This window comes from Marivita sp. (genome assembly GCF_020055635.1).
Classification (GTDB): domain Bacteria; phylum Pseudomonadota; class Alphaproteobacteria; order Rhodobacterales; family Rhodobacteraceae; genus Marivita.
The window spans coordinates 23,490-45,697 of sequence record NZ_JAIPUT010000025.1 but is presented as its reverse complement, the minus strand read 5'-3'; the positions used below and the strand labels follow the sequence as shown (position 1 = coordinate 45,697).

Annotated in this window: 20 protein-coding genes and 1 pseudogene; 13 read left to right on the top strand and 8 right to left on the bottom strand. The window is 60.3% G+C overall.

Going from position 1 to position 22,208, the window contains the following annotated elements; all coding sequences use genetic code 11:
* Nucleotides 1-15 precede the first annotated feature (15 nt).
* On the top strand, nucleotides 16-870 hold the full coding sequence (locus LCF60_RS13105; RefSeq protein WP_292292320.1) for an IclR family transcriptional regulator C-terminal domain-containing protein: 855 nt from the start codon (nucleotides 16-18) through the stop codon (nucleotides 868-870).
* On the opposite strand, the gene LCF60_RS13100 is transcribed toward LCF60_RS13105, so the two are convergent.
* From LCF60_RS13100 to LCF60_RS13090, 4 genes and pseudogenes are all read right to left on the bottom strand, one after another.
* On the bottom strand, nucleotides 867-1,991 hold the full coding sequence (locus tag LCF60_RS13100; RefSeq protein WP_292292319.1) for an FAD-dependent oxidoreductase: 1,125 nt from the start codon (nucleotides 1,989-1,991) through the stop codon (nucleotides 867-869). The genes LCF60_RS13105 and LCF60_RS13100 overlap by 4 nt on opposite strands.
* Nucleotides 1,984-3,387 (bottom strand): FAD-dependent oxidoreductase, encoded by a 1,404-nt coding sequence (locus tag LCF60_RS13095; RefSeq protein ID WP_292292317.1) that lies wholly within the window; start codon nucleotides 3,385-3,387, stop codon nucleotides 1,984-1,986. The genes LCF60_RS13100 and LCF60_RS13095 overlap by 8 nt, the downstream gene beginning before the upstream one ends.
* A 27-nt stretch (nucleotides 3,388-3,414) precedes the next feature.
* Nucleotides 3,415-3,642 (bottom strand): annotated as a pseudogene (locus LCF60_RS24630) ((2Fe-2S)-binding protein); the annotation flags it as partial.
* Complete coding sequence (locus LCF60_RS13090) at nucleotides 3,639-4,586, bottom strand: 3-hydroxyacyl-CoA dehydrogenase NAD-binding domain-containing protein (RefSeq protein ID WP_292292315.1); 948 nt, start codon at nucleotides 4,584-4,586, stop codon at nucleotides 3,639-3,641. The gene LCF60_RS13090 and the pseudogene LCF60_RS24630, both read right to left, overlap by 4 nt.
* An 88-nt stretch (nucleotides 4,587-4,674) precedes the next feature.
* On the opposite strand from LCF60_RS13090, the gene LCF60_RS13085 reads away from it, so the two are divergent.
* Nucleotides 4,675-5,436: an SDR family oxidoreductase gene (locus LCF60_RS13085; protein ID WP_292292313.1), complete on the top strand. Its 762-nt coding sequence runs from the start codon at nucleotides 4,675-4,677 to the stop codon at nucleotides 5,434-5,436.
* Nucleotides 5,437-5,448: 12 nt separating this feature from the next.
* Here LCF60_RS13085 and LCF60_RS13080 read toward each other — a convergent pair whose 3' ends face one another.
* The 3 genes from LCF60_RS13080 to LCF60_RS13070 are packed head-to-tail and all read right to left on the bottom strand — an operon-like array spanning nucleotide 5,449 to nucleotide 8,342.
* Nucleotides 5,449-6,555 carry an NADH:flavin oxidoreductase/NADH oxidase gene (locus LCF60_RS13080; protein ID WP_292292311.1) on the bottom strand — a complete coding sequence of 369 codons (1,107 nt, stop codon included), beginning with the start codon at nucleotides 6,553-6,555 and terminating at the stop codon, nucleotides 5,449-5,451.
* The gene (locus LCF60_RS13075) at nucleotides 6,552-7,490 is read right to left on the bottom strand and encodes a dihydrodipicolinate synthase family protein (RefSeq protein ID WP_292292310.1); all 939 of its coding nucleotides are present in this window, start codon (nucleotides 7,488-7,490) and stop codon (nucleotides 6,552-6,554) included. Before LCF60_RS13075 ends, LCF60_RS13080 begins: the two co-directional genes overlap by 4 nt.
* An 18-nt stretch (nucleotides 7,491-7,508) precedes the next feature.
* Nucleotides 7,509-8,342: a sugar phosphate isomerase/epimerase family protein gene (locus LCF60_RS13070; RefSeq protein ID WP_292292309.1), complete on the bottom strand. Its 834-nt coding sequence runs from the start codon at nucleotides 8,340-8,342 to the stop codon at nucleotides 7,509-7,511.
* A 101-nt stretch (nucleotides 8,343-8,443) separates the two neighbouring features.
* Here LCF60_RS13070 and LCF60_RS13065 point away from each other — a divergent pair, with 101 nt between their 5' ends.
* The 10 genes from LCF60_RS13065 (at nucleotide 8,444) to LCF60_RS13020 (ending at nucleotide 19,316) form a co-directional block, all read left to right on the top strand.
* The gene (locus LCF60_RS13065) at nucleotides 8,444-9,565 is read left to right on the top strand and encodes an FAD-binding oxidoreductase (RefSeq protein ID WP_292292308.1); all 1,122 of its coding nucleotides are present in this window, start codon (nucleotides 8,444-8,446) and stop codon (nucleotides 9,563-9,565) included.
* A 67-nt stretch (nucleotides 9,566-9,632) separates the two neighbouring features.
* Nucleotides 9,633-11,078 carry an NAD-dependent succinate-semialdehyde dehydrogenase gene (locus LCF60_RS13060; protein WP_292292307.1) on the top strand — a complete coding sequence of 482 codons (1,446 nt, stop codon included), beginning with the start codon at nucleotides 9,633-9,635 and terminating at the stop codon, nucleotides 11,076-11,078.
* A gap of 155 nt (nucleotides 11,079-11,233) precedes the next feature.
* Nucleotides 11,234-12,841 (top strand): ABC transporter substrate-binding protein, encoded by a 1,608-nt coding sequence (locus LCF60_RS13055; protein ID WP_292292306.1) that lies wholly within the window; start codon nucleotides 11,234-11,236, stop codon nucleotides 12,839-12,841.
* Between the two features lie 30 nt (nucleotides 12,842-12,871).
* Nucleotides 12,872-13,849 carry an ABC transporter permease gene (locus tag LCF60_RS13050; RefSeq protein ID WP_292292305.1) on the top strand — a complete coding sequence of 326 codons (978 nt, stop codon included), beginning with the start codon at nucleotides 12,872-12,874 and terminating at the stop codon, nucleotides 13,847-13,849.
* Nucleotides 13,846-14,739, top strand: a complete 894-nt coding sequence (locus tag LCF60_RS13045) for an ABC transporter permease (protein ID WP_292292304.1) — start codon at nucleotides 13,846-13,848, stop codon at nucleotides 14,737-14,739. The genes LCF60_RS13050 and LCF60_RS13045 overlap by 4 nt, the downstream gene beginning before the upstream one ends.
* Before the next feature lie 11 nt (nucleotides 14,740-14,750).
* Nucleotides 14,751-15,725 carry an ABC transporter ATP-binding protein gene (locus LCF60_RS13040; protein WP_292292302.1) on the top strand — a complete coding sequence of 325 codons (975 nt, stop codon included), beginning with the start codon at nucleotides 14,751-14,753 and terminating at the stop codon, nucleotides 15,723-15,725.
* Nucleotides 15,722-16,741, top strand: a complete 1,020-nt coding sequence (locus LCF60_RS13035) for an oligopeptide/dipeptide ABC transporter ATP-binding protein (protein WP_292292300.1) — start codon at nucleotides 15,722-15,724, stop codon at nucleotides 16,739-16,741. Before LCF60_RS13040 ends, LCF60_RS13035 begins: the two co-directional genes overlap by 4 nt.
* Nucleotides 16,717-17,865, top strand: coding sequence for a Xaa-Pro peptidase family protein (locus LCF60_RS13030; protein WP_292292298.1), 1,149 nt, complete (start codon nucleotides 16,717-16,719; stop codon nucleotides 17,863-17,865). Before LCF60_RS13035 ends, LCF60_RS13030 begins: the two co-directional genes overlap by 25 nt.
* The gene (locus tag LCF60_RS13025) at nucleotides 17,862-18,617 is read left to right on the top strand and encodes an SDR family oxidoreductase (RefSeq protein WP_292292297.1); all 756 of its coding nucleotides are present in this window, start codon (nucleotides 17,862-17,864) and stop codon (nucleotides 18,615-18,617) included. The genes LCF60_RS13030 and LCF60_RS13025 overlap by 4 nt, the downstream gene beginning before the upstream one ends.
* 18 nt (nucleotides 18,618-18,635) lie before the next feature.
* Nucleotides 18,636-19,316 (top strand): glutathione S-transferase N-terminal domain-containing protein, encoded by a 681-nt coding sequence (locus LCF60_RS13020; protein ID WP_292292296.1) that lies wholly within the window; start codon nucleotides 18,636-18,638, stop codon nucleotides 19,314-19,316.
* A 65-nt stretch (nucleotides 19,317-19,381) separates the two neighbouring features.
* Here the strand turns inward: LCF60_RS13020 and LCF60_RS13015 are convergent, their stop codons facing one another.
* A complete protein-coding gene (locus tag LCF60_RS13015) occupies nucleotides 19,382-20,971 on the bottom strand; it encodes an ABC transporter substrate-binding protein (RefSeq protein ID WP_292292295.1) in 1,590 nt (529 codons plus the stop codon).
* Between the two features lie 271 nt (nucleotides 20,972-21,242).
* On the opposite strand from LCF60_RS13015, the gene LCF60_RS13010 reads away from it, so the two are divergent.
* A complete protein-coding gene (locus tag LCF60_RS13010; protein WP_363318415.1) occupies nucleotides 21,243-22,208 on the top strand; it encodes an ABC transporter permease in 966 nt (321 codons plus the stop codon).

Sequence of the window (22,208 nt, the reverse complement as noted above, 5' to 3'; positions counted from 1 at the left end):
TGGAAAGTGTATAGAATGGCTAAGTCAGTATCTAAGTCGCGGACGTCGATCGCGAGCGAGAACCGTTTAGGGACCGTGGACCCCGAATCGGCCTTCGACGATCAGGACAAGCTGTCCAGCCGGGATTTTGTTTCATCCTTGTCGCGTGGTCTGTCGATTCTGAGCAGTTTCAGCCGAACGTCCCGCAAGATGACGCTGAGCGAGGTTGCCGCCGAAACTGACATGAGCCGGGCCACTGCACGCAGGTTTCTCCTGACGCTGGTCAAGGAAGGTTACGTCGTCACAGACGGTAAATTGTTCGATCTGACGCCAAAGGTCTTGGAGCTCGGATTCTCGGTCTTGTCCAAGATCGGCATCTGGGACCGCGCACGACCTTTCATGGAACGGTTGTCCGAACAGACTGGAGAAAGCTGCACGGCGGCGATCTTGGATGGTTTGGAAGTTGTCTACGTCGCGGGTGTGCAGGCGCATAACATCATCAGCGTTGGGATCACCGTCGGTAGTCGCCAATCGGCGTTCTATACTGCCAATGGGCGGGTATTGCTCGCCGCTCAACCCGAAGAGTACTGGGATGCGATCATCGCGAATGCGAGGCTTGTGCCTCGGACTCAATTCAGCGTGACGAACAAATCAGAGTTTCGCCAAATTCTTGAAAAAGTGAAAGAGGATGGTTGGTCTATGGTTGATCAGGAATTGGAACTCGGGTTGCTCTCACTGGCGATTCCGCTGCGTTATCGGTCCGGTGTGACCGCAGGCGCAATCAACATCGCCGTGCCTTCGATCCGGGCTACTCCCGAGATGATGATCGACACCTACCTGCCGAAATTGCGCGAAACCGCAGAGCAGATCCAGCTGTCGCTCGCACGTTAAGTCCAGCGCGAAACGGCATAGGGGGTGGGATCCGTCAATGGGTCAAAGCCCATTGCCAACGCGGCTGCACATTGACCGACAACTGGGCCAAGCGTGTAGCCGGCATCGCCCGGAAGGGCGAGATGAAGGCGGGGATGCAGGAGCGTCGGGCCGATTGTGGCCTTGCCGTCGACTGGTGTATTATACCCAGCCCATGTGCGCAGGAGGCGCAAACCGCCTATGCCCGGCGCAATCGTGGCCGCCAGCGCAACATTGCCCAACAGGCTTTGCGACAGGATGGTCGGAATGCCATCGCCTTCTCCGGCCTGCGCCGACCAACCGCCCCCGATCACGACCTGACCTGATCGGAACTGTTTGAGCGTGATGGGCCGCTCTGCATGTTGGATAAGGTGATGAATGCGGTAATCGCCCGCTTCCGTGATGTTCATATGAAGCGGCTCAGGCGGTGTTTTGATCGCCAAGCCCAGCTCGTTCGCCAGAGCGCCAGACCCCCAGGCGGCAGCTATGACGATCTGATCCGCGCTGTGATCGATCGTCCCCTTCGCAATCGGATTTGATGTGGTCATGTCGAAGCCGATAATGCGGTCGTAAACATGTTCGACACCCAACTCGGTCAACCGCGCTTCGAGCTTCCGGTTCGCTATGAGTGGGTTGAGCTTGCCCTCGTCGTGGCAGATTTCCGCCCCCATGATTGTCGAACCGAGATAAGGGGCGATCTTTGGCAAGGCATCGCGATCAAGGATATCGACCGACAGACCCTTTTTGGCTTCGCGTTCCGCCTTTTGTCTCAGGAATGTCATCTGCTCCGGAGAGTCGGCCAGCATAAGGCCGCCTTCGCGGGTCAGTTCGACCCCACCCAGCTTGCGGTCCAAGGCTTCCCAAGCGGCGACTGCCTCAAGATAAAGGGGTAACGAGCTTTCCAGATTATCCGCAAGATGCGGGTTCAGGCGCAGGAACCGGCTTTGCATCTGCACATGCAGGCTGCCTGCGTTGGCGTGTGATCCCGCATTGCGCTTGAAATCCACGATGCGCACGCAAGCTCCGTGCTCTGCGGCAGCAAGCGCTGCGCACTGTCCCGTGATTCCTCCCCCAATCACCAGCAAGTCGATTTGGTCAGTCATCGGAACCATCTTGATCCAGAAGGTTTTCCGCCGCGACCAATGTCCCGATATCAACGGGCTTGATCGGGATCCGCGGAGCAAAGAAGGACAGATCTTGCACGTCCAGGTCCAGTCGGCGCGCCATGTAACCGGCCAGCGCGGGACCGCAATAGCGGCCTTGGCAGCGGCCCATGCCAACCCGCGTCGCGCGTTTGACCGCACCAATGTCGGTGTGTCCATTGCCCATCGCGTCGTCCAGCACGCGCTTGGTGATCTCTTCGCAGCGACAGACGATGGTGTCCGGTGTCACGGTTTCGAGCTGCACGGGGGTGGCGGCATAGACCTGCCAGAGCGCGTCCTGAAACGCGCGATGACTCGACAGTTCGGACTGTTCTTTCGTGTGGGTGACCTTGCTGCCGGCAGCAGCTCGCCCGGCAATGCGCCCCTCGACCGCGGCGGCAGGAGCGCCGCCCAGACCGCAACAATCGCCGACAGCAAAAACACCGTGGACCGAGGTTTCCATCATTTCCGAGCGTTCGGGACGCAATTGGTCATATCGCGAATCGAAACGCATCTTTGTGCCCAGAAGCCGCAGAATTTCGTTTTGCGGCTGGAACCCGAAATTCAGGCAGACTGCGTCAGCCTCGACCTGCTTTGTCCTGCCATGAACTTCGTAACTCACCCAAAGTCCGCTATCCGTTTGTTCAATTTTAGTCGGCTTGGTCATGTGCCGGAGGGACACGCCCTGGCGCCGCAATTCAGCAAGCATCCTTATCCCTTTTATTGTGAGTCGTGGATCGGATCGCAGCATACGTGTCGCCGCCTGCGTTCGTTTCCATGGCGAAGAGGCGGCCTCGCCCAAGAGCACAATTTCGGCTCCACCGTTCGCCAACTCCAACGCAACCTGCGCCGTCAAGGGACCGTTGCCGAACAAAGCGATCCTGCGGCCGGACAACGTTCTGTAACTGCGCCAGAGCGTTTGCGCTGCACCAACGGTCATGACGCCCGGGAGGGTCCAGCCGGGTATCATCGCAGGGCGTTCGTAGGCGCCGGTTGCTACGATAAGGGCGCGAGGTCGGATCGCGTAGACACATTCCGGGTCTGACGCCATGATTTCGGGGCCATCGAACGCCCCCCACACTTCGGTTTGCGACTGGATCTGCACTCCGGCGTCCAGCGCTGCCCGAAGCAACGCCTTGCCGTCGGCCTGCTGCGGATCGAGCGGCGTGGCGTCAGGTGACGCACTTTGTTTGAAATACTGTCCGCCGGGAACTTTGCGTTCGTCCAGCAACAGAACATCCGCGCCCTCTTCGCGCGCCGCAATGGCGGCATTCAATCCGCCAGCCCCACCACCAATGACAAGCACCGCCGGGGTAAGCCGCTTTGCAGCCTTTTTCTGGGCGGGCGGCGCGGTCAATTTCGGGCGCGCGATCTGGGTTTCGATCTGCATGCCATCGCGCAAGGGCGTCATGCAGGCGCGTTGGTTCGGAACCCCGTCAATCGCGACAAGGCAATCCTGGCAAACGCCCATACCGCAGAAAATACCGCGTTGAGCATCGCTATCGGTGCGACGAAACGCTTGGGTGCCACATTCGGTCAAGGCCGCAGCAACAGACAGATCCGGTGCGGCGGTTCGGTCGTGTCCGTCGAACGTAAAGCGCAATTTGCTCATCTGGATGTGTCCCTGGACAGGATGCGATGTCGGGCGGCCAGCAATTCAGCAAGCGCTGTTTCACGCCAGGCGCGGCGGCGCGGCAAGCCGTTTTCTGGTAAGATGGCGCGGCGCTGGCGCTCGACCAGTGACACCAGTTCCGGCGACCATCGCGCGTCGGTTTCGCCGCGCGCTTCGCCGATGGCGGCATAGGCTGGCCCCATCCGTTCTGCATGTCCGCGAACCCCGCCGACGGTATTGAGATCAGCTGTTTCAAACGGTCCCGAGAGCGCCCATCGCGGACCGAGCCCGTCGCGCACCAGCCTGTCGATCCCGTCAACGTCGATTACACCTTCCTTTACCAGACGGTATGCCTCGCGAAGAAGTGCCGATTGCAATCGGTTGAAGACAAAGGCCGGGATTTCCTTGTTCAGCGCAACAGGATCAAACCCGGCCGCGCGAAACAGGGTGTCAGCCTTGGTCACGGTGTCGGGCAATGTGCCCGGCGCCGGAACAAGTTCGAGCACCCGGATCAGACTGGGCGGATTACCGGGATGTGCCACCAGGCAGCGTGCCTGATCGCTGGCATCCGGCAGTATCTCCGACATGGGAATGGCCGAAGACGCTGTCGTCAGGATCGTGTCCGTTCCAAGGTGGGTCAGCATTTCGTGAAACAGCGCGGTCTTGACCTCGCGCCGTTCTGGGCCTGCCTCGATGGCGAGCGCGAAACGCGACTCGTTCGGTATTGCGTCAACCACGGTGACCTGCCCGGGGGTGCTCTTGGTCGAATGCCCCGCACGGTGCAGGCCGCTTGAATGACGTGACACGCTCTCGGTGGCAGACGCGCGGGCTTCCGTAGAGGCATCGCAGAGCGTGACCGACCAGCCCGCAGCGCGGAAAGTTGCAGCGAAAGCCGTTCCGATTGCCCCGGCGCCGAGGATGAAGACACTCGGAGGAAGAGTCATATTGCCTGACCTTGTCTTGTTCGATATGTGAACAAATGTGCGAAAAACGTGGGTGCGTCAACGCATGTAAGTGAAAAGGACAGAAATTATGCTGGATGGAAAGACGGTCTTGGTCACCGGTGCGTCGAAAGGGATCGGGCGGTCCATCGCACAGGAAGTCGCCCGGTGCGGAGCCCGGGTGATCGCGCATTACGGCAGCGATCGCGTGGGAGCCCAAGCGGCGCTCGACGGTGTGCCATCGGACCGCGTCATCCTGCTTCAAGCCGATCTTGCAACACATGACGGGGCAGACCGTTTGTTTGCCGAAGCCCTGGCCGAGGTTGGTCACATCGACGGTGTCGTCAACAATGCCGCGGTGATGCGGTTCGACGGGGGAATCGATGATCCGGACGAGGCCTGGGATACAGTCTGGGACGAGACCTTTCAGGTCAATGTGCATTCCGCGTCCCGACTCTTGCGCGCCGCCGTGCGTTATTTCCGGGAGGTCGGAGGTGGCGACATCGTCGGGATTTCGAGTTGGGCTGCGCAGAAGGGTGTCACCAATCCTCGAACCATCGCTTATGCGGCGTCGAAGGCTGCGTTCAAGGCCGCATTACAGACGGTTGCCACAGGCTACGCCCGCGACGGAATTCGCACCTATATCATTGCTCCCGGCGTGGTGGACACGCAGATGTCACGCGATTTTGCCGAGTCGCAGGGTGGGCGGCACGTCGTCGAAGACCGCCTTGTGATGGGTGAATTCGTACCACCCTCGGATATCGCAAAGCTCACGGCTTTCTGTCTCAGTGGTAAGTGCCGTCACCTGTCCGGCGCGACGCTGGATGTGAACGGGGCCAGCTATATCCGCTGACCCCGGTTTGCGTCATGCCGCGATCCGCAAGTAGAATGCATAGAGTTTCGGCAGGATCGACGGCGGGTTTGGATGCCCGAGTTCCTGCGCCGCGCGATAAGGCCACGCGGGTTCGCGCAGCATCTGACGGGCCATCGCCACCATGTCGGCCTTGCCTTCGGCAATGATGCTGTTGGCTAGCTCGGGTTCTGTAATCATGCCTACGGCCATTGTCGGCAAGCCTGTTTCGGTCTTGACGCGTTCGGCATAGGGCACTTGAAAGCCCGGTCCCGTCTTCATCTGCGCCAATCGCATCCCGGCAGGAATCCCGCCGCCTGACGCATCGAATAGGTCGATCCCGGCCGTCTTCAGCTCTTTCGCCAAGGCGACCGTATCCTCCAGGGTGAGACCTCCGCCTTCGCCATCGACGCAGGACGCGCGGTACATCACCGGCACATCGTCCGGTACAGCGGCACGGACCGCGCGCGCCACTTCGACAGGCAACCGCATCCGGTTCTCGGCGGGTCCACCATAGGCGTCGTCGCGTCGGTTCGACCAGGGCGACATGAAGCTGTGCAGTAGATAGCCGTGAGCGCCGTGAATCTGCACGCCATCGAACCCGGCGGCGAGCGCCTGCTTGGCAGCTTGCGCGAAATCCTCGGCGATCCCCGCCATTTCCGACATCTCGAGCGCACGGGGCGTGTGCCACCCGTCGCGCGCCGGAATCGCTGAAGGCGCAACGGTCTGCCAAGGCTTTTCGTCGCTGGCGGGATCAAGCGGCCCACCGCCATCCCATGGCCGCATCGTCGATGCCTTTGGCCCGGCATGGTTGATCTGCATGAAGATCGGGATGCCCTGCTTGCGGTAAAGCGCCGTAATCGGCTTCCACGCCTCGACATGGCTGTCTGAATAGATGCCAGTGCAACCGGGGCTGATCCGCCCTTCGGCGCTGATACCCGTCGCCTCGACAATGGCGCAGCCGATCCCCGAGGTCGCGTAGCGCCCGTGATGTGCGATGTGCCAATCGTTCGGATGCCCGTCATCGGCCTGGTACTGGCACATCGGTGCCAGTGTGATGCGATTGGGAAAGGTCGTGCCGCGAACCGTGAACGGAGTGAAGAGGGGGGGGATGTCGCTCATGCGGCCTTGCTTTCCAAGTCGTCCATCAATTGATCAAGTTCGGTCATGATCGCTTTGAGCTTTGCCGCGCGCTCGCGGCCTTCTTCACCCAAGGACGCGAACTGCGTCAGTGGCGGACGGACGTCGCCGACCGGGCACCCTGCCTCGGCAGCCAGGGCCTTGGAATAACACTGGTGCCCATAGGTCGGATGTCCTTCGGCGATGGTGTGCTCGATGATGGTGATGTGGCGCTGAATCGCCTTCGCATCCTCGATACGGCCGGCCTCGAGCAAGTCCCAGATCCGGGTCGACGCGCGCGGGATGTAATTGCCGAACGGGTTCACGTACCCGACGGCGCCCAGAAGGAAAGACTCGACGATCCGCTCACCGGCAAAGACGTTCATCACGCCTTCGGTTTCCTCGACAATGTCATAGACGCGGGCGACGTCCATCGACGCTTCCTTGATATAGCGCACTGTGTCGAACTCACGGGTCAGTCGGCCAACCAGCTTGGCGGACATGTCGACATTCGACGTGACCGGGTTGTTGTAGAGCATGATCGGCAGATCGCAGGTCCGGGTGATCATGTCGTAGTAGCCGACGATCTCGTCCTCGGTGGGCGTGTAGTAATAGGGCGGGATGATCATCAACCCGTCCGCGCCGGCCGCTTCCGCCTCGCGTGCATAGCGGGCGGCGTTGACGCTGTAGGCGTTCGACGCGCCGACCCAGACGGCGATGCGCCCGTTCACATGCGCCACGGTGTCTTCGACAAAAGCGGCGCGCTCGGCGTCCGACACGGTCAGGAATTCCCCGGTGGTGCCAAGGATGATGACCCCTGGAACGCCCTGCGAGATCTGCCAGTCGATCAGCCGGCGGTTGGCTTCGAGATCGATGGCGCTGCCATCGGCGGTGAAGGGGGTCACGTTGACAGAGTGACTCCCGCGAAACTGTTTCATATCGTGTCCTTTATTGACTCAGAGGGCCGCCCAGCCGTGCTGGGCCAGAATATCATGGCTGGCGCGGATATCGCCATCCGGGTCGGTCCCGGGCAGGTTCGCGTCCGAGATCATTTCAAGTACTGTCAGCTTGTCGTAGCCGATATCCTTCAGTGCCTGCGCCACCGGGGCGACATTCACGATGCCGGTGCCAAGCCGTTCGTGCTTGAACACATCCGCAGGGCTGTCGGAAATATGCACGTTCTCGCACAGATCGCCCAGCAACCGGATCGCGTCGCCCGCATCTTCCTTGATATAGACGCCATTGCACACATCGTAGTTGACGCCAATGTCCCCGATCATGCCGCACAGGTCCACCATGTCCTGAACCGACGGGCGATGGGTGAAGGGGACGTTTTCCAGAAGGATGCGCACACCCGTTCCCTTGGCATGGGCGACGACCTTTTTGGCGGACTCGACGAACCATTCGTCCAGCCATTCCTTGGGCGGATCGATCAGCCCGCCATAGACGCCGGGGATCATCACCACGTAAGGGCATTTCAACTCAGCCGCGAAATCAATCGCTTCAAAATAGCGGTCCAATGTATATTGCCGCATATGCGGGTCGGGCGAGTTGGGGTTGTTGTCGATCAGAGGATAGCAGAAGGAGGTGATCCGGGTGCCTTCACCCTCGAGCCACGCCTTGTATTCCTTGCGCTGATCGCCAGACAATTGCGAAGGCCAGCAATGCGGCGGAAAGATCATCAGTTCAAAGTCTTTGTATCCCATCCCGTTGAGGTGCTTGAGCGAGTCAAGACCGCTTGAGGAATAGAGAAAGGGAAAGGTGCTGGCGGCCACGGGCAGGTGCGACATCGGCAGAAAACTCCTGTTAGATCAGTTTCACAGACTGTTCATCATGCGTACAAAAGTTAGTATAACGAACATATGACGCGACTCAACGGGGTTTTCAAGCGATGCCGCACTATGACCTTGCCATTATCGGCGGCGGGCTTGCCGGGGCCTCGACAGCATATTACGCCTGCAAGCAGGGCGCATCCGTTCTTCTGCTTGAGCGCCGCGATCTGAACCTTGGGGCATCGGGGTCGAACGCGGGTTCGATCCATGCACAGATCCCCTTTGATCCTTTTCGCAACCTTGGCGCTGATTGGGCGCGTCGCTATGCGGCCACCTTACCCCTATTTCAGGCCTCAATCCGAAAATGGGGTGCGCTTGAAGATGAGTTGCAAGGGCGCATCGGCCTGTCGGTCAAAGGCGGCTTGATGGTGGCCGCCTCCGATACGGATTGCGCGGCTCTTCGAGACAAGGTGGCAATAGAACGACAGGCTGGGCTCGAGGTCGACCTTTGGGACAAGGATACGCTTGCCCGGAATGCGCCGTTTCTTGCAGACGGCATGTCCCTTGGTGCGTTTTGCCCGATCGAAGGGAAAGCCGATCCGTTCACCGTGGCACCTTTATATGCACGGCGCGCAGTCGAGATGGGGCTGGATCTGCGCCGAAACGCTGAGGTAACAGCCATCAAACGCGACAATAGAGACTTTTTGCTGCGGACCAGCCAGGGCGATATCGCGGCTCACCGCGTGGTCAACGCCGCGGGCTCGGACGCGTCGCGGGTGTCGGCCATGCTTGGTATCCAGGTCGAAATCGAGGCGCATGCGATCCAGGTCGCCGTCACGGAGAAACGACCTCCCACCTTGCCCTACCTGCTGTATTTTACCGGAGAAAAGCTGACCCTGAAGCAGGCTTTAGAAGGCGGTTTTCTGATCGGCGGCGGATGGCCTGCCCGGCTCAAGGGGCATCCGGTCGTCGATCACCGGTCGATGATTCGCAACCTTTCGATTGCGCAAGATGTTGTGCCGGCCCTGCACGGGGTCGACATTGTCCGTAGCTGGGCGGCGATGGTCAATGGCACGCCCGATTGGCGTCCCATCCTTGGCGAAGTCCCGGATGTGCCCGGGTTCTTCCTGAACCTCTTTCCCTGGATGGGCTTTACCGCGGCCCCTGCTGTATCCGAGGCGATCGCGGCGCTGGCGCTTGGGCAGACGCCCGAGATCGACCTTCACGCATTCGCGCTTTGAAATTTTGCCAATTGCTGGTCGTTCATGTGTGCGCTATACGAACAATAGTTCGAAAATGGAGTGTACGATGATCTATTCCGAGTTCCTGAAAGAAGCCAATTTGATCGACGGGGAGTGGGTTTCGTCCGACACTGGCGGGCAAATCAACGTGACCGATCCGGCCAGCGGCAAGGTCATAGGTCACGTCCCCAATTCCGGCGCGGCGGAAACGGCCCGCGCCATTGCCGCGGCGGAAAAGGCGTTCCCGGCCTATTCCGCAACGAGTGTGACCGAGCGCACGCAGCTGCTGCGCAATCTGCACCGGCAGATCGTGGACAATGTTGATGCGCTTGCTGCGCTGCTGACCGCGGAACAGGGCAAACCCCTGGCCGAGGCGCGGGGCGAGGTCATGTCGTCGGCGGCCTATGTTCTGTGGTTCGCAGAAGAGGCGCGCCGGGCCGGGGGAGCGGTCATCCCGTCGCCTTGGCCAAACCGCAAACTCTTGACGACACGACATCCCATCGGTGTTGTTGCCGCCATCACGCCGTGGAATTTCCCGTCTTCCATGCTGGCCCGCAAACTTGGCCCGGCCCTGGCGGCTGGGTGTACGGCGGTGGTCAAGCCCGCAACGGCCACGCCTTATAGCGGTTTGGTCTGGGGGCTGTTGGCAGAACGTGCAGGCTTCGCGCCGGGCGTCGTGAACATCTTGACGGGATCCGCCCGCGAAATTGGCAACGAGATTCTGAAAAACCCGGCGGTGCGAAAGCTGACCTTCACCGGGTCCACCGAGATTGGAAAGCAACTGATCAGGGGGGCGGCGGAAACGGTCAAGAAGGTGTCGATGGAGTTGGGTGGCAACGCGCCCTTCATCGTCTTTGACGACGCCGATCTCGACCGTGCGGTCGACGGCGCAATGATTGCCAAGTTCCGCAATGCCGGCCAGACCTGCATCTGTTCCAACCGGGTGTTCGTGCAGGCTGGCATCTATGATGACTTCGTCGAGCGGCTCTCAAAGCGCGCCGCCGCTCTCAAGGTAGCGCCCGGGTCTGATGACGGGGCAGAGCAGGGTCCGATGATCGACATGACGGCGATCGAAAAGACCGAGGAGCTGATTGCCGATGCGGTCGCCAATGGCGGTATCGTGCGCACGGGCGGAAACCGCCATCCGCGCGGCGGTCTGTTCTTCGAGCCGACTGTCATCGCCGAGGCAAACGAGACCATGCGGGTCACACGGGAAGAGATCTTTGGTCCTGTCGCCCCGGTCTATCGGTTCGACTCGGAAGACGATGCGATCCGCATGGCCAATGATACGGAATACGGCCTCGCGGCCTACGCTTATACCCGCGATCTTGGACGGGCGTTCCGGCTTCAGGACCAACTGGAGTACGGGCTGATCGGAATCAACGAGGTGCTGATCGTGACCCCAGAGGTTCCGTTTGGCGGGTTGAAGGAATCCGGCCTTGGCAAAGAAGGCAGCTGGCAGGGCCTCGATGACTATCTCGAGACAAAATACACCTGCATTGGTGGTCTTTGATGTTTTATTTGGCGAACATCCGTTCGCATAGTAAAATTTGTTAGACAGAGTCTCGAATCGAAAGTAAAAAGTTTTTACTGTCATAAAAACAAGCTGACTGGCATCGCGTCAGGACCGTCTCGATGTCTGTTCTATCCAACAAGGAGGACATTCTCATGAAATTCTGGAAGCCCGGCCTTCTGTGTGCCGCGGTCATGCTGGCCATGCCCGTCGCCGCGCAAGAAGTGCTCACCATCGGTGTCCGGTCCGAAGCGAGCTCATTGGACCCACACTGGACCCAGCTTTCTGCTGACGTGCAGGTGCAGGAACACATCTTCGAAAAACTCGTCGCGCTTGACTCCGCGTCCCAGCCGATCCCCGGTCTTGCCGCAAGCTGGCAACCGCTGGATGACACGACGTGGGAATTCAAACTGCGCGAAGGTGTCCAGTGGCACGATGGCGAGGCGTTCAACGCCGATGACGTGATTTTCACCTTTGACCGCCTGCGTGGGGGGATTTCGGGCGCTCCAGCTTCGCCCGCCTTCCAACTTGAAAAGGGATCGAAACAGTGGACCAAGGTGGATGACTATACCATCCACATCACCACTGATGGCCCCTATCCGACCGTGGCCGAAGACCTTGCCATGTTGCCCATTGTCGCCGAACACGCCGCCCGCGGTGTGACCGAGTCGGTCGATTTCAACAGCGGTCAGGCCGCAATCGGCACCGGCCCATTCCTGTTCGAGGAATATAGCCCCGGCAACCGCGTGACGGTAAAGAAGAACCCCAACTGGTGGGGTGGTGAAGTTGAATGGGATCAGGTGGTGTTCCGCCCGATTACACAGGATGCGTCCCGCCTTGCCGCGCTTTTGAATGGCGATGTCGACATGATCGACTATCCGCCCACCATCGACCTTCCGCAATTGCAGGAAGACCCGGATTTCACCGTGTCGACCATCTCGTCGGACCGGCTGATCTATCTCATGCCCGGCTACAAGCACGTCGAGCGGTTCATCACCGACAATGACGGCAACGTCATGGTTCCGAACCCGATGCGCGACTGGCGTGTGCGCAAGGCGCTGAGCCTTGCCGTCAACCGCGAAGCGATCCGGGATCGCGTGATGGGTGGCGCATCGCTGCCTGCCAAGAACATCGTGCCGCCGGGCTTTTTCGGCTATGTAGAGGGTCTCGAGGCCGACCCCTACGATCCGGAACAGGCGCAGGCGCTGCTGAACGAGGCAGGCTATGGTGACGGCTTCCGCATCACCCTTCACGGCCCGAACGACCGCTACATAAACGACGCCCGCATCCTCGAAGCGGTCGCCCAGATGTGGAGCCGTGTCGGCATCACCACCGAAGTCGACGCCATGCCGCGCAACATCTTCTTTTCGCGGCTGATCCGGGGCGATGAGCTGTCCATGCCTGGATTCGATGTGCCCGAGTTTTCGATGTCAATGACAGGCTGGGGTACCGTAGCAGGTGAGGCGACCTATACAGTCTCGGGAACGCTGGAAACCTACAACGCGGCAACGGGTGGCGGGAACGGCAATTTCGGACGCTACTCCAACCCCGAGATCGACGCGCGGTCGGTTCTGGCCAAGCGCACCATCGACCCGGAAACCCGGTTGGCGATCCTGCAAGAGGCGATCACCATTGGCATGGAAGACTATGCCTACATCCCGATCCACTTCCAGGTGAACAACTGGGCGATGAAAGCCGGTCTTGAACACCAGCCGCGCACAAACGAGCGCACGCTCGCGACCGAAGTGTCGCGGGTCGACTAAGCGTAGAACAGCGGACGAGGCGAAGAACCGATGGCTGAATTCATCATCAAACGTGTCTTGCAGGCGCTGCTTGTGCTGCTTGTGATGACCGTGCTGGTGTTCTTCGGCGTCAATGTGATCGGCAACCCGGTCTACATCTTCGCCTCGTCCGAATGCGATCAAGCCTGCCTGACCAAGATCATCGCCGATCTTGGCCTCGACCGACCTGTCTGGGAACAGTACCTCGTGTTTCTGGGAAACCTGCTCCAAGGCGATCTGGGCAACTCATTCACTCACGGAATCCCCGCCCTCTCGCTGATCTTTGAACGGTTGCCCGCAACGCTGGAACTGGCTTTTGCCGCTTTGGTTCTGGCGCTGGTGATCGGCCTGCCTTTGGGGATGCGGGCAGGGTTGAAGCCCGAGGCGTTTTCAAGCCGCTGCATCATGGCATTTTCCATGATCGGCTTTTCGCTTCCGGTCTTCTGGATCGGTCTCATCATGATCCTCGTTTTCTCCGTCCAGCTTGGCTGGATGCCCTCCATCGGGCGGGGCGACACGGTCGAGGTGTTCGGCACCGAGTTCAGCTTTCTGACGCTGAACGGTCTGCATCACCTCGCCATGCCTGCCTTCACGCTGTCGCTCATCATGATGGCGATGGTCATTCGCCTGACCCGTGCGGGCATGCGCGAAGTGCTCTTTGCCGACTACATCAAGTTTGCCCGCGCAAACGGCATTCGCGAACGGCGCATCCTCTCGGCCCATGTGATGAAGAACATCCTCATCCCCATTGTCACCGTCCTTGGCATGGAGTTTGGCGGTGTCATCGCCTTTGCCGTGGTGGTCGAGTCGATCTTCAGCTGGCCAGGCGTCGGCAAGATGCTGATCGACGCCATTGGCGTGCTGGACCGACCCCTGATCGTGGCATACCTGATCTTCGTCGTCTTCATGTTCGTGATCCTGAACCTGCTGGTCGACATCCTCTATTCCATCCTCGACCCGCGCGTGCGGCTGGGGGACAGCCCAACATGAGCCTGACATCTTCTGTCCCCATCGTCGCCGGATCGCCGCGCGATCTCGCCAAGCGGTTCATGTCCGTCCCCAGCGCGGTCATCGCTTTGGCGGTTTTCCTTGGCTTCTGCCTTCTGGGCTTCGGCGCGCCGCTGATCGCGCCGCAAAACCCCTATGATTTGCGTCAGGTCGACATCCTTGACAGCCTCCTGCCTCCCGGCAGCCAGAGCTTTACCGGCATGACCTATTGGCTCGGCACGGACGGGCAGGGCCGCGACATGCTGAGCGCGATGCTGTACGGCATCCGCATTTCGTTGATCGTTGGTCTGCTGTCGGGGTTTCTGGCGTTGATATTCGGCACGATGGTGGGTCTCGTCGCCGCTTACCGGCGCGGTTGGGTAGACACGCTGCTGATGCGGATCGTTGATCTGCAACTCAGCTTCCCAACCATCCTCGTCGCGCTGATCCTTCTGGTGATCCTCGGGCGCGGGGTCGACAAGATCATCTTTGCTCTGGTTGTCGTACAGTGGGCCTACTTCGCCCGTACGGTTCGCGGTGTAGCTTTGGTGGAAGGCGCACGCGAGTATGTCGATGCGGCGCGTGGGCTGCGGCTGGGAGGCCTGCGCATCCTGCTGGGTCATATCCTGCCCAACTGCCTGCCCACGATGCTGGTCGTCGCGACCATGCAGATGGCGATGGCCATTTCGCTGGAGGCAACGCTGTCCTTCCTCGGTCTTGGCCTGCCGCCGACGCGGCCCTCTCTTGGCCTGCTGATCGCGAACGGGTTCGACTACCTGCAATCCGGGCGCTACTGGATCAGCGTCCTGCCGGGGCTGGTTCTGCTGGCCATCATCATCAGCGCCAACGTGTTGGGCGACCGCCTGCGCGATGTTCTCAATCCGCGACTGTGAAGGGGCAGAGCATGACAGCAGTACTTGACGTGCGCGACCTGGATACGTCGTTTGTTTCACCTTCTGGCACGATCGCCGCCCTGCAGGGCGTGTCCCTGACTGTGAACACTGGCGAGATCCTGGGCCTTGTGGGCGAAAGTGGATCGGGCAAATCGCTGACCGGGTTTTCGATCAATCGCTTGATCAGCCCGCCGGGCAAGGTGGTGGGCGGTCAGGTTCTGCTGCACGGCCAGGACGTGCTGACCCTTGGCGAAGAAGACATGCGCCAGTTGCGCGGGCGCCGTATCGCGATGATCTTCCAGGACCCGATGATGACGCTCAACCCGGTGCTGCGCATCGAAACGCAGATGTACGATGCTCTTTCCGCGCACGAGTCCATCACCAAGACCAAGGCACGCAGTCGCGCCATCGCCGCCTTGGACGAAGTGGGCATTCCCGCGCCCGAAGACCGGCTGCGGTCCTACCCGCATCAGCTTTCTGGCGGAATGCGGCAACGGGTTGCAATCGCGATTGCCCTCTTGCACCGCCCCGACCTGATCATCGCGGATGAGCCGACGACCGCGTTGGACGTGACCATCCAGGGGCAAATCCTTGCGCTTGTGCAACGGCTGTGCCGCGACCGGGGAACGGCGCTGATCTGGATCACCCATGACCTTGCCGTCGTTGCCGGGATCGCGGACCGATTGGCGGTCATGTATGCCGGGCGCATCGTGGAGATCGGAGGAGTGGACGACGTGCTCGACAACCCGGCCCATCCCTACACCCGCGGCCTGATCGACTCCGTGCCTGCACGGGGCACGCGGGGAAAACGGCTCAATCAGATTCCCGGACGCATGCCCGCGCTGACCGATCTGCCGAAAGGATGTGCCTATGCACCCCGCTGCCCGCGTGCCACGGCCGCCTGCGAGGCGATGCCTGCCATTGAGCCAATCAGCGACACCCGCGCAGTGCGCTGTTTCCATCCCCTGACCGGGGAGGCGTCATGACCGATAACGTGATCCTGTCCGCCCAAAATGTCAGCAAACAGTTCGGCGGTCGCGGTGATCTTGTCGCTCGCGGATTGGCGCGGCTGGGTCTGGCCCGTCCCCGTCCCGTCGTGCGTGCGGTCGAGGATGTGAGCTTCGATCTCTACAAGGGCGAGGTTCTGGGCGTCGTGGGCGAGTCGGGTTGCGGTAAGTCCACCTTGGGCCGGATGGTTGCCGGTTTGCTTGACCCCAGCGAAGGCCAGATCAACGGGCGGGCACCGGATGCGAATACCGGCCCGCTGCCGATGCAGATGATCTTCCAAGACCCGTTCTCGTCCCTCAACCCGCGCAAGCGGGTATCCGACCTGATCGGAGAAGCGCCGCGCGTGCATCGCATCGTGTCGCCGTCCGAGGTGAACGCCTATGTCGCCGATCTCATGGATCGCTGCGGCATCGACGCGAGTTATCGCGACCGGTTCTCGCACCAGTTCTCGGGTGGTCAAAGACAACGCATCGGGATCGCGCGAGCGCTGGCGGTGAAGCCTGAAATCCTTGTCTGCGATGAGGCGGTCTCGGCGTTGGATGTCTCGATCCAGGCACAGATCATCAACCTTTTCATGGATTTGCGCGACGAGTTCGGCCTGACCTATCTCTTCATCAGCCATGACCTTGGCGTGGTCGAACATATCGCGGACCGTATCCTGGTCATGTATCTGGGCCGCATCGTCGAAAGCGGCCCGGCCGAGCAGATCTTCAACGATCCGCAGCACCCCTATACCCGTGCATTGATCGACGGCGTGCCGCGCCTTGATCGTCGCCGCACGGTTTATGAGCCGATCAAGGGGGACATTCCGTCACCCATCGACCCGCCCAAGGGCTGCCATTTCCACCCGCGCTGCCCCTTGGCCGAAGCGCGCTGCCGCACCGAACGTCCCGTTTTGCGCGATATTGCGCCGGGACGCCAGGCGGCCTGCCACCTTATCGAAACAACCGCCATAGAAGGAGAGCCAAAGTGGCCAGCTACAAAGACCGGATGACGAAATTCCAGGGCATGATCGGCGGCAAAGCCGATCTGGTGTTCTTTCCCATTGGCACCGATCTGGATTACCTGACCGGCATCCACCGCGACATTCCGAATTATGGCCGCAACCTGCATCCCGGTCACTGGCTGGAAGGCATGTGGATCGCGCCCGACCGCGAACCGATCCTGACTTTGCCCCGCATGACCGCCGAATTTGGCAGCGCGGGCAAGATAACCGGCGTTGATCTGCGGGTGCTGGGCGACTGGGATGATCCGGTCGAGATGGTCCGTGGGATCCTCAAAGATCTGGGTGTCGGCGAAGGGGCCACCGTTGCCGTGTCCGAAGATGGCGAGGCCGAGGCGCTGATGGAATTGCAAGCGTTGCTGCCGGGCGTGCGCTTTGCCAACGGAACCAAACTTCTGCGCCCGATCCGCGTGATCAAGGATCAGGACGAGATTGACCTGCTGCGCCGCGCGGGCGAGATCACGGAAAAAGCCTTTGCCGCGACGGTGAAAAACCTGAAGATGGGCATGACCGAGTTGGAGATCAGTTCGGAAATCGACTACCAGATGCGCGCCCACGGCTCACTTGGCCCGTCGTTCACGACGTCGCTTTACAACTCCGGCCCCGATCACGCGCTGCGCTTTGGCGACAAGCTGGGCACCTGGCCGCGCAAGCTCGACAAGCCGGTGTCGGTGAATTTCGATTTCGGCGCGGTGCTTGATGGCATGTGCTATGACTTTGGACGTACCATCGCCTTTGGCGCGCCGACCGAGGAACAGCGTCTGGTGCACAAGCTGGTCATGGAAAGCCAGGCCGCCGGGATCGCCGCGCTAAAAGCGGGTGAAGTGACGTGCGAGCAGGTCGACAAAGCCGCACGCGACGTGATCGAGAATGCGGGTTACGGCAAGGATTTCCGTCACCGCCTGGGTCACGCCATTGGCTGGGACGTACACGAACCGCCGTTCCTGACCAAGGGCGACACGACCGAGGTGCAGGAAGGCATGGTCTTTACCATCGAGCCGTCGATCTTCCGCGACATGGATTTCTCTGCCCGCGTCGAGGATTGTGTCGTCGCGCGTCCGGGTGGCGCCGAGGCACTGACCTCGGGTTTCCAAGACCTGATCGTGATCGAATGATCGACCTGACCGGACGCACCGCCCTTGTCACCGGTGGCGCGCGTGGTCTGGGCCGCGCGATTGCCGATATGTTGGCCGGGGCAGGGGCGTCCGTGGCGATCGTCGATCTTGCAGACAGTCTTGAAGCAGGGGCGCTGCCGGGCAACTGGCAGCACCTTGCACTCGATCTGACGGCGGCGGAAGCCGAAGCAACGCTGACCGCGTACGTCGCTGATTTACCCGGTCTCGACATCCTGATTGCCAATGCCGGGCTGGTACCCCCTTGGCGGCGGATTGCTTCGCTCGACCTTGACGAATGGGACCGCGCCTTTGCGCTGAACGTGCGCGGCGTTGCACTCAGCCTGAAAGCCGCAGCACCGAAACTGGCGAAGTCGCCCTTTGGCGCTGCCGTGTTGATGGCGTCGATCAACGGCTACCGCGCGCATCCCGATCAGGCGCTTTATACCAGCACCAAACACGCCGTTCTTGGCCTGATGCGCGCGGCGGCTTTGGACATGGGGCGCGATGGAACGCGGGTGAACGCACTTGCTCCCGGCCCAATCCTGACCGACGCCTTATTCGGTCGGATTGAGGCCCGCGGGCAGGCGGGAGGGACTCCCGTACATGTTGCCATTGCCGCCTTAAATGCCGAAACGGCGCTTGGTCGCATCGCCACGGAAAGGGATGTCGCCCGCGCTGCCTGTTTTCTTGCCTCCGACCTTGCTTCCGGAATCACGGGCGTCTGCCTGCCGGTCGAGGCCGGATTGCCCTGATCCCCGAAAGGACAACTGATGATCGACTTCTATTTCAACGCTGCGCCGAACCCGATGAAAGTGGCGCTGTTTCTGGAGGAAAGCGGGCTCGATTACCGCGCCGTTCCTGTCGATACCAAATTGGGCCAACAGCACACGCCCGCATTCCTTGCCATCAATCCCAACGCCAAGGTTCCCGCGATCCTCGACGGTGACGTGGCGCTTTTCGACAGCAATGCGATCTTGCTCTACCTTGCCGAAAAGACGGGCCAGTTCATGCCCGGCCCCGATCAACGCGGCGCGCTCTTGTCCTGGCTCTTCTTCATCGCCTCGGGTGTCGGCCCCTATTCCGGGCAGGCGGTGCATTTTCAGCATTTCGCCCTCGCCAAAGACCCCTACGCCATCAAGCGATACCGCTTTGAGGCGCATCGCCATTGGAAGATCATCGACGACCAGTTGGGTAAAGGCCGCTACATGCTGGGCGATGCCTACACCATCCTCGACATGGCGATCTGGGGCTGGGCGCCGCGTATTCCGTTCATGCTGGACGATGAAACGATGGCCGGTTTCACCAATATCTCGCGCCTGATGGCCGAGTTGAACGACCGTCCCGCCGCCAAGCGGGGGTTGGCGCTTCCGTCACAGCATCCGTTCAAGACGGAAATGGACGACGCTGCGATCCGGCACATGTACCCGCAGATCTTTGCAGACGAGCGGTAGCACAGCCATCAGATCAAACGGCAAAGGCCGCCCAGTTGTGCGGCCTTTCTTGTTGTTTCAAAAGCTTAGCTTTTTTCGACCAGACGGTAAAAAACCAGGTCCGAACTTGCGCCGTGGACGTAATTTTCGACATTGTCCGCCATGCCGACCTGAAGCGTACCCTGGAACATGATGAAGAACGGTGCGGTCTTTTGTACCTCGCGTTGCAGCTCCAGATACATCTCGTTGCGCTTTTCCGGATCGGCTTCGGTCAGTGCGGCCATTGTCGCCTTGTTCATCTCTTCCGGCACGGCCCACGCGTTGCGCCATGTGGTGGTCGAGATATAGGCCTCGTCCGAGTTGTCGGCGTTGTAGGCGAACGCTTTGGCGTTGGAGTGCGGATCGTTGAAGTCCGGACCCCAGTACAACATGATCGCCTCGTGCTCGCGGGCGCGGTACTTGGTGATGATGCCCGCCGTGGTGCCGGGCTGGAGCTCAAAGTTGATCCCCGCTTCGGCAAAGCTCGCCTGAATGGACTGCGCGACATCGGTGAAGGGGGCAAAGTTGAACACGTCCATTTCGACCGTGATCGGAAGCTCTACACCGCCATCGGCAAGGATCTGCTTGGCCTTTTCGGGGTCGTAGCTGTAGGGCGTGTCTTCCAGCGCTCCCGGAAAGCCCTTCGGCCAGAAGGCCTGGTGCTTTTCCATCTGACCTTTCAGCAAGGTGCTGGTCAGACCACCGTAGTCGATCAGATACCGCGACGCTTCCCACAGGGCCGGATTGTTCAACTCTGGCGTCTTGAGGTTGTACGAGATGAAATGAACCGTCGCCTGCGGATAGGTGCCGATCTTGAATCCGTCCTCAGGCAGGCTGGCCACCTGTTCGGGTGTCATGTTGCGCGCGATGTCCACGTCGCCCTGTTGCAACAAAAGCTGCTGGGTCGCGGCTTCGGCGACATGACGGATGATGATGGAGTCAAGTTTGGGCGCACCCTTGTGGTAGTCCTTGTTTGCGGACAGGCGCAGCAGTTCAGAAGACCTGTATGTGTCGAGCATGAATGGACCGGATCCGGCGGTGTTCTGATTGAGCCACGCATTGCCCCAATCGCCGTCGACTTCGTTCTGCATGACAAGTTCGCGGTCCACGATCGAGGCGGGGCGGGCAGCAAGCACGTTCATCACGAAAGCCGGAGAAAAATCGCCGGAGTATCTTACCGTGACGGTATTGCCGTCGCCCGTGACCATGTCGTCGAAGTTTTCGGGGGTCCAGCCAAGCTGCGCAAGAATGAAGGCGGGGTTCTTGTTCAACTCGATCACACGCTTGAACGAAAAAATCACATCTTCGGGGCGAACGGGATTGCCCGAATGGAAGGTAACACCGTCGCGCAGCGTGAAGGTCAACGTCTTGGCATCGGCGTCCATGTCCCAGCTTTCGGCCAGCCCGCCCACCAGTTTGGTTGTATCGTCTGCGTCATACTGCACCAACCGGTCATAGACGTTGGTTGCGATCTCGCTGGATGTGAATTCATAAGCCTGGGCCGGGTCGATGGCGACGATATCGTCGATGTTCTGTGCCACGACCAGGACGTTGGGGGGTGTCTCAGCGACAGCTGCGCCCCCTGCAAACGGCAGGGCAAGGCATGCCGCCGCAATGGATCGGGTGAGTATGTTCATCGGGTGAACCTCCTGTGAACCTGATGGCCCGGCGGGACTCTGTTGTTCCGGCCCGGGGTTTCTGCCAGACTCGTCAAATCCAGCAGTAAAACAATTTTAGTATAAGCAAAGGCGCCTTTACATTTAAAGAACTTTTGTTCGTAATACGTACAAACGCCAGATATTGAGGCCGATCAACGTGTCAGCTTTGTCGCCTTTCCCCGATTCCGAACGTGCCCCACGCCTTGTCTCTGGTTTGGGCACGGTCGGACGGTTCGTTCTGGTCACGGCGATGACCTTCCTGGGTCTTCTGACCATCACGTTTTTTATCGGACGAATCGTGCCCATCGACCCGGTTGTGGCAGTGGTCGGCGACAGGGCATCACAAGAGGTCTATGATGCGACCTTCCGGCAAATGGGCTTGGACAAACCCCTGATTACACAATTTGCGCTGTATGTCCGCGATGTGCTGACCGGCAATTTCGGAATGTCGCTATCGACGGGGCGGCCTGTTGTCGAAGATCTTGTCCGGTTCTTCCCTGCGACTTTCGAGATGGCGACGTTCGGGATAGTGATCGGCGTCGTGCTGGGTGTGCCGATGGGCGTCATTGCCGCCGCCAAGGCAGGAAGCTGGATCGATCAGCTGATCCGCGTTCTGGGCCTCTTGGGATACGCCGTTCCCGCGTTCTGGATGGGGCTGGTCGGGTTGGCCGTCTTCTATGCAGGCCTCGGTTGGGTGGCGGGGCCAGGGCGACTCGACATCTTCTATGATGGTCTTGTTCCGACGGTCACGGGGATTTTGACGCTTGACGCACTGTTGGCAGGGGACATGCAGATCTTTCTAAATGCGCTGTCGCACCTGATCCTGCCGTCCTCGATCCTGGGGTTCTTCAGTCTTGCCTATATCGCGCGGATGACGCGATCTTTCATGCTGGACCAGTTGGACCAAGAATTCGTGACGACCGCACGTGTCAAGGGAGTGAGCGAACGGGCGGTGATCTGGAAACACGCCTTCTACCCGATCCGAGTGCAACTGGTAACGGTGATCGGCCTGTCTTATGCCGTGTTGCTGGAAGGGTCGGTGATGATCGAGATCGTGTTCTCGTGGCCGGGCATCGGCAATTATCTGACCACCGCGCTGCTGACCGCCGACATGAACGCGGTGCTGGGGGCGACCATCCTGATCGGGACGGTCTTCATCGTTATCAACCGCACCTCGGATGTGCTCTATCGCATCCTCGATCCAAGGAGCCGCTGA